Raw genomic sequence first — 9837 nt, forward strand, 5'->3', positions numbered from 1 at the left:
GGGAGACACCCATTTCCTTGGCCACATGAGCGACAGGACGGCCGGCGAGGACACGCTCGATCAGGATCCGCCTACCGTACGGAGTCAGGCGGGCATTACGGTGGGACATGAGGACCCCTTAGTTGTTGGCTGTGTGTGGTAACCACCAACCTAAGAGGTCCTCACCTATTCACGATGTAAACAACGTCCTGACCCAGTACACCTAGGGCGGCTTGATGGAGGGTGCTTCCGGCGTGGGAACCCGGCCAGATGCCTGGGTCAGCTCTCACTAGGAATTCGTGCTCCAACGACTCGTCCTTAAGCCAGCCGGCCAAGGTGACAGCGTAGAAAACCGCCTCCATGAGATAACCGCTGCCGGGATCCTCATTAAGCTTAATATCGACAATACGCAGTTGCCGACGATGGTCATTACCGAGAATCGGCCGCATGCTCCCGTCAGGGAGGACTTCGTCGCCCTCCGTGCCGGGAGCCATCACGAAAATTAGGTCGGGCCGGAGCTCTGTGAACTCGACCGCGTGGCCTGCTTGGCTGCGAACAGGGAAATGTTCCTGAAAAGTCTGCCCCACGCTGTATTCGTGCTCAACCAGCACTTGTGACGGCGCGGTCGCTGCAAGACCAGCCTGCGTCACCGAGATGTTCTGGTAAGTCGTCTTACCTGCGGCTGAAACGGTGTGGTGTTCAACGACGGAGCCTGCGGGCAGCTGCTGTATGAGGTCCTCCACGCAGGTGTTGGCCCATTCGTCTCCTGCCGCAGCCCGGTCGGCCAGGCCTGGCCGGGGATGCTTCTCGGGCATCGCGTCAGGTCCGGCCTGCTGCTTGCGGATCGGTTCGGGAACCAGGTTGATTCTTAGCTGGCGGAGGCAGCTCGACGAAAGGAATGCCGTCATCGCCTGCTTGCTGATCTTGTAGGTGGTCATGTATCGGCCCTCTCGTTGCCGGCGTGGTGGGCGCGCGCTCCGCTCATTGGTGCCACTGACCGAATCGCCCTGGTTCCGCCAAGGTCCGCAAGTGCGATGCCACCGGTGCCGCTGCAGTCTGGTGCTGATAATAGGTACCCAAGCGCCAGTAGGTCGTCATGCGCAAGTCCCGCGTGTGTCGTGAATCACTAAATGCCCGCAGGCCAGGGAGACACCCGATACCCTCTGTTCGGGCACAGCGAGGCCGCCGATGATCGAGAGTTCTAAGCCGACACAGTCGATCCACCGCTTCGGCCAAGGGCTCGTCGCGAGCATTCCCAATCGTGAAGCGTCCAGGGTGTCGCTCCGGACTACTTTGTCAAGGAGGATCGGACCACTCCGCAGAAGTACAGCCCCGCGTTGAAGGCACGCGCCCTGCAGCTCATCGAGGTGAGGATCCACGCCGAGCAGTGCTCCTGCACCGCCGACTGCGGTGCCCTCGGCGGGTTCTCGCCGCACACCCTGCGGAACAAATTGCAGCACAACCGCATCGATCACGGTGCCCCCCGGCCGATCACCGGCGAGGCCGTGGAGATCCTGAAGCCGCGCAGGGTCAGGTTCGAGTCGCGCTGTGCCGACGAGATCCTGCGGAGGCCATCAGTTTGCTTCGCATTTGTGGTTGCATATCCGCCATATCCCTCATTGAGGAGGGTGACCACGAGGATTCGTAGCCGGGGTCGCTTGCTCAGCGTCACACTACGGGCGTCAGGTTGCCGTCCTTATTAGGCTAGTGGGCCGTACTTCGCTCTCAATGTTGACAGAGCGGGCCCGAATGTCTCTTCGAGGATATCGCCATGTGCATTCAGCATCTCCAACTTGTAGAGATCATGACGGACAAGCTCGGTGACTGGTACGACCAGCCCTGGGTGCCTGGTCCAGGCAGCGCGTGATTCTGCGCCGCCGGACACGCTTCCAGCTACGACCTCGCGGTCATCGGCTGAGACTACCAACCAGCGGCTGCCGAGCCCGTGTGTGACTTCGTCGGTTCCAGGGTGTGGGAATACTGTGGCAAACGGAAAATCGACGGCCCCATATGCGACGACGATGATCTTGACCCCACGTTCGGCCGCCCTCTCCAGATCCTCGTACAGGCGGTCGGCTTCTGCCTCCCAGATCTCGCATAAGAGTCTGGTGGATGCACGACTGATGACGTCCTGGGCGCGCAGGAGAATGTCTCCGCGCCCCTGAAGATCCCAGATGACACTGCCGCTCTCCTCGCGGGCACCGAAGTTGCGAAGGATCTCATCGGCGCGGGAGAGGGATTCCTCCGTCTGGCGACGCTGAACCTCTAGAAATTCTTCTGGAGCTGTGGGGGCAAATTTTTGCGGCTTTCCGTTCGAAACACGCGCCGCCCCTTTGGTCACGAGAGAATCAAGAACCTCATAAATGCGGGCACGAGCTACTCCGGACCGCTTGGCAATACCGTACCCAGTAGCAGGGGCCTCATCGAGAAGCGCCAAGTACGCCTTGGATTCCCATTCGGTGAGCCCGATTGCGTGTAAAGCTTTGATTTCCCGGTCGCCGAATACCGGCTGGCTCACGTCATTCTCCTCGCTTGCGCTTGCACGATCGACCGCTGCGTACCTCAAGCCCCGGTGCACGGTGGTGCGCAGCGGCGGGCAACTCGCAGCCTGCGGACGCGGTCGCCAATGGCGCTGCGCACGACACCTCATCTTACGGCACAACAGGGGGCGAGCCAGTGGGCGTCCACCACCCACTGGCTCACCCACCCCACGATCGCTTGGCGGGGGCAGACGAATCGCATATGCTCCTGTTGACGTGCCGTAGTCACCTGGGGGGTTACGGCACGCTCGGTTGATGAGTGACGTGCCCGCCTCCGTTGAGCGAAGGGAAGCCGCATTGAACAGGAACCAGCTGACACACGTTGTCGCGTTCACCCTCAAGCCCGGTGTGTCCCGCGAAGATCCACGGGCCCAAGCGGCTGCCGAGATCACCGCCGGACACCCCGAAGCCATCGTCGAGATCGCCACTTGGGCGTGCGGGTGGGACACCAGCCGCAGGCCAGACTCCGCTGACTTCCTAGTGGTGAGCACGTTCGACACTGCTGCCGACTACGAGACCTTCCAGACTCATCCCGATCACCAGCGGGGCAAGGACGCATGGAAGCAGATCGCGACCTGGGCCGTCGCGGACATCGTTATCGGCGGTGATGAGCGACCATGAGACAGGAGTCGACGTTGCTCCACATCAGCGCTGTGGCAGGCGCCGCGCTCCTGTGGAGCACCTCGTTTGCGGTGACCAAGGTTGTTCTCCCCTACGTGGGAGAGCTGACACTCGGGGCGATCAGATTCCTCGCCGCCGCGCTCCTGCTGATCATCATCTGCTTCATTGCTCGAGCACGTGTGCGCGCACCTTGGCGAGCTCACGCTGCCGTGGCGGGCGCGGGACTCGTCGGCATCACGATCTACTTCGCCCTCGAGAACTATGGGGTCGCCCTAGCGACAGCCACTGATGCCGTTCTGATCGTGGCTTCCTATCCAGTCATGACGATGGTCGCCGAAGCCATTTTCCACCACCGTCGGCCGGCCCCGATCAACGTCGTCGGAGCTCTCGTCGCGTTCGCCGGCGTCGTGCTCGTGACCATCGACGAGCCCGCCCAAGAAGCGCCCCACCGGCCTTGGGGGATTCTCTTCCTCTTCCTCGGTGGAATCGCTTGGACCGCCTACAACATGATCTCGGCACGGAAGCCAGCCAACGCAGCGCCAAACCAACGCCTCGGTGTGCTTCCCACGACAAGTTTGCAGAACCTCTGGGGAGGTGTCGGCTTCTGCCTGCTCGTTCCCCTCCTTCCAGAGGGGACGACGACCAACCTTAACTCGACCGCGATCTGGCTTATTGTCTACCTCGCCGTCGGATGCTCCGCCCTGGCGTTCCTCTTCTACACGTTCGGCCTCACAGCACTGAAACCAAGCCAAGCCGTCGCGGTCCTCAACCTCGTGCCAGTGTTCGGGGTCGTATGGGCGGTCGTAATCGCCGGAGAAGAGATCACCCTGCTCAAAGCAGTCGGAGCGATCACCGTCATTATCGGTGTTGCCCTGAACGCGAGAAGCTCCCCGGCCCCTCCACGAAAGCAACGAAACCACATCAGTACTCCTCCATCCCGAAAGGACTCCCAGCAATGAGTGCCGAGCAGCAGAAAACCGTCATCGTCGTCGACCGCCATCTCCCCACAGGCCTGGCCGTCAACGCCGCGTCCATCGTCGCGGCCATGATCACCACCAAGTTTCCCGCGCTCATGGGCCCGCCGGTGAGAACGGCGGACTCCGAGCTACCCGGGGTCGTCTTGGCCCCGCTTCCTGTCCTGGCCGGTGATGGGAACCTGCTCGGATCAGCTTGGAGGCACGCCGATCAGGCTGATTCCGGAGTCGAGGTCTTCCCCTTCACCCGTCTGGCGCAGGGGTGCAAGACCTACGACGAGTACATCTCGAAGCTGAGCTCGACCAGCACACATGATCTCGAACTCGCTGCAATCGGTCTCTGCGGCCCCAAGAAAGCCATCAATTCCCTCACCGGCGACCTGCCGCTCTATCCCGCAAAGGAGAAATAAGATGATTCCTCTCGGAAACGGAAACCTGTGGACGGCTGCAAACGACGGGGCTTAACCCCTGATCTTGGACACGCGGAATCCAGCACGATGCTGGGGAAGCGAGAATCCAAGGATGGCAAGGAAGAACTACACCGACGAGTTCCGTCGCCGGGCGGTGGACTTGTACGAGTCCACGCCGGGCGCGACGCTGAAGGGGATCGCGGCGGATCTGGGCGTGTCCCGGGGCTCGTTGAAGGAATGGGTCGACAAGCTCGGCTCCGGGACCACGAGGACCGGGGAGGTGGTCGCTCCGGTCGCGGGGCGGTCGGAGTCGCAGGCGGCGAAGGTCAGGAGGCTGGAAGCCGAGCTGGCCGCCGCGCAAGCCGAGGCCCACAAGCTCGCGCAGGAGCGCGACATCCTCCGTCAGGCGGCGAAGTATTTCGCCGGGGAGACGAACTGGTGAACCGCTTCCAGTTCGTCGAGGACCACAAGGACGCCTGGGGCGTGAAGCGGTTGTGCGAGGTCGTCGAGGTCGCCCGGTCGTCGTTCTACGCCTGGCTGGCCGCCGCGCCGACACGGGCAGCGAGAGCGGCAGCCGACGCGGCACTGGTAGCGCGGATCCAGGTGCTGCAGGATCCCGCCCAGGGCGGGGACCGCGCCTACGGCGCGCCCCGGGTCACGGCCGACCTCAACGAGGGCACGACGCCCGGCGATCGGGTCAACCACAAGCGAGTAGCCCGCGTGATGCGCGAGCACGGCCTGGCCGGTATCCGGTTGCGCAAGCACGTGAAGACCACCATCCCGGACCAGTCCGGCAGGCGGTTCCCCGACCTGCTCGGCCGCGACTTCAGCATCGGCGCGCCGTGCCGCCGCTACGTCGGCGACATCACCTACCTGCCCATCACCGACGGCACGAACCTCTACCTCGCGTCCTGCATCGATCTGGGCTCACGCAAGCTCGCCGGCTGGAGCATGGCCGGGCACATGCGCACCGAGCTCGTCGAGGACGCGCTGAAGGCCGCGTGGCACGAGCGCGGGACGCTGGCCGGGGCGGTGTTCCACTCCGACCACGGCGCCGTCTACACATCGAAGGCCTACGCGCAGCTCTGCACGGACCTGGGCGTGACGCAGTCGATGGGCGCGATCGGTTCCTCGGCCGACAACGCCCTCGCCGAGAGCTTCAACGCCGCCCTCAAACGCGAGCTGCTCGAGGGTCGGGCGGGGTTCCCCGACGCGCCGACGGCATACCGGGCCGTGTTCCGGTGGGCGAACCGTTACAACACCTGCAGGCGCCACTGCGCGATCGGCAACATCGCTCCGAACGCCTACGAAGCCGCCGCCTCCGCTACGCTCCCGGAAGCGGCATAACCGAAATGACACCGTGTCCAAGATTCAGGGTCAAGGCCCGTAAGCTTCCGGAAGCTCGACTCCCCTGCCGCTGCCGATGCCGAGCTGGAGGGAAGTTCCGACTATCCGGGCGGTACGTGCGTTTTTCTACTGCCGGTATGAGGTGGTCTCCAGGATGATTCTTTCGAGGTAGGCCAGATGCGACCGAAGGGCGCGGGAGCCTCGTTCTGTGAGTGCGACCCAGGTGTGCGGCCGGGTGTTGACCAGTCTCTTGCTCAGTTGGACGTACCCGGCTTCCTCCAACTTCTTCAAGTGCTTGCTGAGCACCGACGGGCTGACCTCAAGACTTTCTCGGAGCAGCTGATACTCAGTGACCCCTAGTTGCTGGAGCAGGCTGCAAATCCGGAGACGGTAGGGGCTGTGGATGATTTCGTCCAGCACTGGGGGTGCGACCGATGGCACGTCACCGTTGGTGTTCATCGACGTCCTCCGTGGATTGAGCTGGCGAACACTGATTCCATCCGTGTTTCGAGCACCACGCTCATCGTCCCCGCCAGGACAGCGGCCACCCACAGTACCCAGGCCAAACCTGTGGCTGTATAGAGGAGTACGCCGGCGGCTCCTGTGCCCAGGACAGCGACTGTTTGGGCGAGTCCGATCTTCAGCGCGGTCCCGTCGCTCCAAGGGTCGGCCTGGGTCTTCGTGACCCACGGACGCACCAAGCCCAGCAGAACAGCAACGATGGCGCTGGCGGAGAAGGCGACCGTGAAGGCATCTTCCGGTAAGGCGAAGGCGCTGATGGCAGTCACCACTGTCAGGGCAAAGGCTATGCGGTGCCACAGCGGAGTACGCACGCGATCGGATGCGCGGGCCCGGTCGTGCTGGAGTTGGTCGAGTACCTGCTGAGCTTCGACTGCGTCAAGGGGGGATCTATTTGTGTCCATGTCGGCAACTCTAGAGTTTCCGATACAGAAAGTCTAGGGCCTGTCGCTTTCCAGGAGAGTGCATTGGCGCCTTCTTGTGGTCAGGACACACAACCATGGCGCAGATCAGGTTTATCCCGGTCGGTCTTGTGCGTCTCGCCACAGTGCGGTCAGTCCCAAGAAGATCGACGAGGGGTTCCACCGACTACTGCTGGTGAGAAGCATGCGGGCGTGCCATGCGGGGACGCCGTCCGGGTGCATCCGTGCCGTTCACGGACTGGCCTGCATACGGGCGCTGTCTTCCGGGCCGCCCTTCTGTACTTTCCGGTCGTGGCGGTCATCTCGGTGCTGGGGCAGCGCGTAGTGCCTGGCCGCTGCATTCGTGGGAATTCGAGGACATTCTCGTTGTAGCCTTTGGCGCATGGCCCATCGGGGGTCGCCTCGTCCTGATCCGCCGTTGACCTTCATGTGTAAGTGGCCTAACCGTCAGGCTGGCGGCGTTGGTGCGCCGATATAGTGGCCGCGTGTCCACAAACTTTCAGGTCGGTTACGCCGCCATGCTCGAGCAATTTGCTCCCTCGGAAGCCGTCGCACTGGCGGCGTACGCTGAATCCCGTGGTTTTTCCGGAGTCATGGCCGCAGACCACTTCCAGCCGTGGATTCCCGCACAAGGACAATCCGCCTTTGTCTGGAACGTTCTGACGGCCGTTGCCGAGCGCACTGCAGGCGATTTCGGCCCTGGCGTGACCACGCCGACGTTCCGTTGGCATCCAGCGATGGTTGCTCAGGCTTCGGCGACCCTGGCTGCGATGTACCCGCACCGACACTGGTTGGGGCTCGGTTCCGGTGAAGCACTCAATGAGCACATCGTGGCCCCCTACTGGCCGGCGGTTCCCGAACGGATCAATCGGATGTTCGAGGCCATCGAGGTCATTCGTGGACTTTTCCAGAACTCCTTGGCGGGCAAGGACACACGCTTCGACGGGGAGTTTTTCAAGCTTGAGCCCACCCGGCTGTGGACGATGCCCGAGACTCCTCCGGAAATTCTCGTGGCGACAGCAGGGCCCATCACTGCCCGCCGCACCGGGCGCCACGCCGATGGCATCATTACCGTCGGAGCCCCGCGCGAGAAGATCGCCCACCTGCTGGGGCGTTTCAGTGCCGGCGCTCGGGAGGCCGGCAAGGATCCCGACGGACTCCCCAAAGTCCTGCAGGTTCATCTCTCATGGGCCTCCACCGACGAGGAGGCAATGCATAACGCTCTCACGGAATGGCCCAATGGCGGCATGGCGTTCCCTAAGGCAGACATCCGTTCGCCATATGACTTCGCCCAGATGGCCAAACTCGTTCGCCCGGAGGATTTCGCCGGGCGAATGGTGATCTCCGCAGACCCCGATGTCCACCGAGCTTCACTTCAGGGGTACATCGACTTGGGTATCGACCGGTTGTATATCCACAACGTCGGTCGAAACCAACGCGAGTGGATCGACGAGTTTGCCGTTTCCGTTCTGCCGAAACTGCGTCCATGACTCCCCTGGAACCGGTCACGGTTTTCGTAGTGCCCGGCATCGGCGAGGTCACCTCTGACACCGACCTCGGCGAACTGCTCATTGCTACTGTCGTCGCGCGCCTGCAACCCGGTGACATCGTGGTCATCACGTCCAAGATCGTGTCGAAGGCCGAGGGGCGTTCGGTGCGCGCCGACGACCGCGAAGACGCCATCACTGAGGAAACCGTGCGGGTGGTGGCCACTCGCCGCCACCCGCACGGCACGACCCGGATTGTGGAGAATCGACTCGGTATCGTCGCTGCTGCCGCCGGTGTCGATACCAGCAATGTCGCCGATGGCACGGTGCTGCTGCTGCCGCAGGATCCGGACCGCACCGCGCTGACCCTGGCCCGTCTGTTGCATGTCGAGACAGGCTTCGATGTGGGCGTCGTCATCTCCGACACCTTGGGTCGGGCGTGGCGGGAAGGTCAGACCGATGTTGCGATTGGCGCAGCCGGGCTGACGGTCGTCCAGGACTATCGGGGCATGCCTGACATGCAGGGGCGTATGATGCAGGCCACCGTGGTCGCCGTCGCCGATGAGATAGCAGCAGCTGCGGATCTGGTGATGGGCAAGACATCCGGATACCCCGTGGCCATCGTCCGTGGCCTGAGTCATCTGGTCGTCCCTGCCTCCGACGATACGCTCCAGCAAGCTCGCTCTCTGGTGCGTTCGGCGGATAAGGACATGTTCCGGCTCGGGACGGCCGAAGCATTTGAAGCCGGGCGCCGGGCCGCAGCGGCACATGACTCCGGGGCGCCGTGAGGGCATCGGCACGACGCAGAGATAGCCGGTCGCCAGACTGGTACGTCGTGATTCCCGTCAAGCGCCTGTCGCGGGCGAAATCGCGACTAGCCCCCCATTCCCACCGCCAACGGCAGGCCCTGGCCTACCAGTTCGTCTGGCACGTGCTCGCAACTGCCCGCGATGCCCAGGGGATAGCAGGTATCTGTGTCGTCACCAACGATCCCCGCGTTGCTGTCCTCGCACGACGGCTGGGCGCCTCAGCGCTGCTCGAACGTGGAGGCCGCGGGATGGATGCGGCCGTGCGCAATGCGGTGGTGCTCCTCAGCGTCCGGCACGGAGTCGTTCCCTGCGCCGTCTTGACCGCGGATTTGCCCGGTTTGGAAGCCGAGGAGCTCACCTCGGCGTTGCAGGCGGCCACCTCCTACTCGAAGGCCGTAGTGGGGGACGCGGATGGGAACGGCACGGTCCTACTGACCTCCCGGTCTGGCGCCGAGCTGGTGCCGCGGTATGGCCACGGATCCCTCCTGCGCCACCGCCAAGGAGGACATGCTCCTCTGGCCGGGGCCTGGCCGGGGCTCCGGCGTGACGTCGATGTGCCACGGCACCTCGTCGACATGACGGACTGGGGAGGTCGATATCGCCAACCGACGTCAGTCATTATCGGCCGATCGTGATACCAGCCAGCTCTAAGCCTCGATCCACCGACGCGGGTTCAGGCCGGAGTGTGATTCCAGAAGCACCGGGTGAATTGATTTTGGGCGTGAGGAA

Annotated in this window: 11 protein-coding genes and 1 pseudogene; 7 read left to right on the forward strand and 5 right to left on the reverse strand. The window is 63.4% G+C overall.

Annotated features, from left to right (window positions below):
- From ABEA06_RS03245 to ABEA06_RS03255, 3 genes and pseudogenes are all read right to left on the reverse strand, one after another.
- Nucleotides 1-109 (reverse strand): annotated as a pseudogene (locus ABEA06_RS03245) (leucine zipper domain-containing protein); the annotation flags it as partial.
- 52 nt (nt 110-161) lie between these two features.
- Entirely contained in the window at nt 162-917 is a 756-nt protein-coding gene (locus tag ABEA06_RS03250) for a hypothetical protein (RefSeq protein WP_345310534.1), read from the reverse strand.
- Nucleotides 918-1678: 761 nt separating this feature from the next.
- A complete protein-coding gene (locus tag ABEA06_RS03255) occupies nt 1679-2497 on the reverse strand; it encodes a TrmB family transcriptional regulator (protein ID WP_345310535.1) in 819 nt (272 codons plus the stop codon).
- A 277-nt stretch (nt 2498-2774) separates the two neighbouring features.
- Here ABEA06_RS03255 and ABEA06_RS03260 point away from each other — a divergent pair, with 277 nt between their 5' ends.
- The 4 genes from ABEA06_RS03260 (at nt 2775) to ABEA06_RS03275 (ending at nt 5871) form a co-directional block, all read left to right on the forward strand.
- Nucleotides 2775-3140 carry a Dabb family protein gene (locus ABEA06_RS03260; RefSeq protein ID WP_345310536.1) on the forward strand — a complete coding sequence of 122 codons (366 nt, stop codon included), beginning with the start codon at nt 2775-2777 and terminating at the stop codon, nt 3138-3140.
- Nucleotides 3137-4099, forward strand: coding sequence for a DMT family transporter (locus tag ABEA06_RS03265; RefSeq protein ID WP_345310537.1), 963 nt, complete (start codon nt 3137-3139; stop codon nt 4097-4099). The genes ABEA06_RS03260 and ABEA06_RS03265 overlap by 4 nt, the downstream gene beginning before the upstream one ends.
- The gene (locus ABEA06_RS03270; protein WP_345310538.1) at nt 4096-4524 is read left to right on the forward strand and encodes a DUF2000 domain-containing protein; all 429 of its coding nucleotides are present in this window, start codon (nt 4096-4098) and stop codon (nt 4522-4524) included. The genes ABEA06_RS03265 and ABEA06_RS03270 overlap by 4 nt, the downstream gene beginning before the upstream one ends.
- A 112-nt stretch (nt 4525-4636) precedes the next feature.
- Nucleotides 4637-5871 (forward strand): IS3 family transposase gene (locus tag ABEA06_RS03275; RefSeq protein ID WP_345310539.1). Its coding sequence is split into 2 segments (ribosomal slippage): nt 4637-4946 and nt 4946-5871, totalling 1236 coding nucleotides; the frame shifts between segments, so codons are not numbered across the junction.
- Nucleotides 5872-5997: 126 nt separating this feature from the next.
- Here ABEA06_RS03275 and ABEA06_RS03280 read toward each other — a convergent pair.
- Both ABEA06_RS03280 and ABEA06_RS03285 read right to left on the reverse strand, forming a co-directional pair.
- Entirely contained in the window at nt 5998-6330 is a 333-nt protein-coding gene (locus ABEA06_RS03280) for a transcriptional regulator (protein ID WP_345310540.1), read from the reverse strand.
- Entirely contained in the window at nt 6327-6794 is a 468-nt protein-coding gene (locus ABEA06_RS03285) for a hypothetical protein (protein WP_345310541.1), read from the reverse strand. The genes ABEA06_RS03280 and ABEA06_RS03285 overlap by 4 nt, the downstream gene beginning before the upstream one ends.
- A gap of 503 nt (nt 6795-7297) precedes the next feature.
- On the opposite strand from ABEA06_RS03285, the gene ABEA06_RS03290 reads away from it, so the two are divergent.
- Genes ABEA06_RS03290 through cofC form a run of 3 tightly spaced genes read left to right on the forward strand, consistent with a single transcriptional unit; the run spans nt 7298 to nt 9743 of the window.
- On the forward strand, nt 7298-8302 hold the full coding sequence (locus ABEA06_RS03290) for a TIGR03557 family F420-dependent LLM class oxidoreductase (protein ID WP_345310542.1): 1005 nt from the start codon (nt 7298-7300) through the stop codon (nt 8300-8302).
- On the forward strand, nt 8299-9087 hold the full coding sequence (gene cofE / locus ABEA06_RS03295; protein ID WP_345310543.1) for a coenzyme F420-0:L-glutamate ligase: 789 nt from the start codon (nt 8299-8301) through the stop codon (nt 9085-9087). The genes ABEA06_RS03290 and cofE overlap by 4 nt, the downstream gene beginning before the upstream one ends.
- Nucleotides 9088-9134: 47 nt before the next feature.
- Nucleotides 9135-9743, forward strand: a complete 609-nt coding sequence (gene cofC, locus ABEA06_RS03300; RefSeq protein ID WP_345310544.1) for a 2-phospho-L-lactate guanylyltransferase — start codon at nt 9135-9137, stop codon at nt 9741-9743.
- The last annotated feature ends 94 nt before the right edge of the window (nt 9744-9837 follow it).

The sequence above is a fragment of the Kocuria gwangalliensis genome (assembly GCF_039544365.1).
GTDB classification, from domain to species: Bacteria; Actinomycetota; Actinomycetes; order Actinomycetales; family Micrococcaceae; genus Kocuria; species Kocuria gwangalliensis.

Coding starts and splice junctions, on each gene's coding strand:
- ABEA06_RS03250 (WP_345310534.1), bottom strand. CDS start 917: ATGACCACCTACAAGATCAGCAAGCAGGCGATGACGGCATTCCTTTCG.
- ABEA06_RS03260 (WP_345310536.1), top strand. CDS start 2,775: ATGAGTGACGTGCCCGCCTCCGTTGAGCGAAGGGAAGCCGCATTGAAC.
- ABEA06_RS03265 (WP_345310537.1), top strand. CDS start 3,137: ATGAGACAGGAGTCGACGTTGCTCCACATCAGCGCTGTGGCAGGCGCC.
- ABEA06_RS03270 (WP_345310538.1), top strand. CDS start 4,096: ATGAGTGCCGAGCAGCAGAAAACCGTCATCGTCGTCGACCGCCATCTC.
- ABEA06_RS03280 (WP_345310540.1), bottom strand. CDS start 6,330: ATGAACACCAACGGTGACGTGCCATCGGTCGCACCCCCAGTGCTGGAC.
- ABEA06_RS03285 (WP_345310541.1), bottom strand. CDS start 6,794: ATGGACACAAATAGATCCCCCCTTGACGCAGTCGAAGCTCAGCAGGTA.
- cofE (WP_345310543.1), top strand. CDS start 8,299: ATGACTCCCCTGGAACCGGTCACGGTTTTCGTAGTGCCCGGCATCGGC.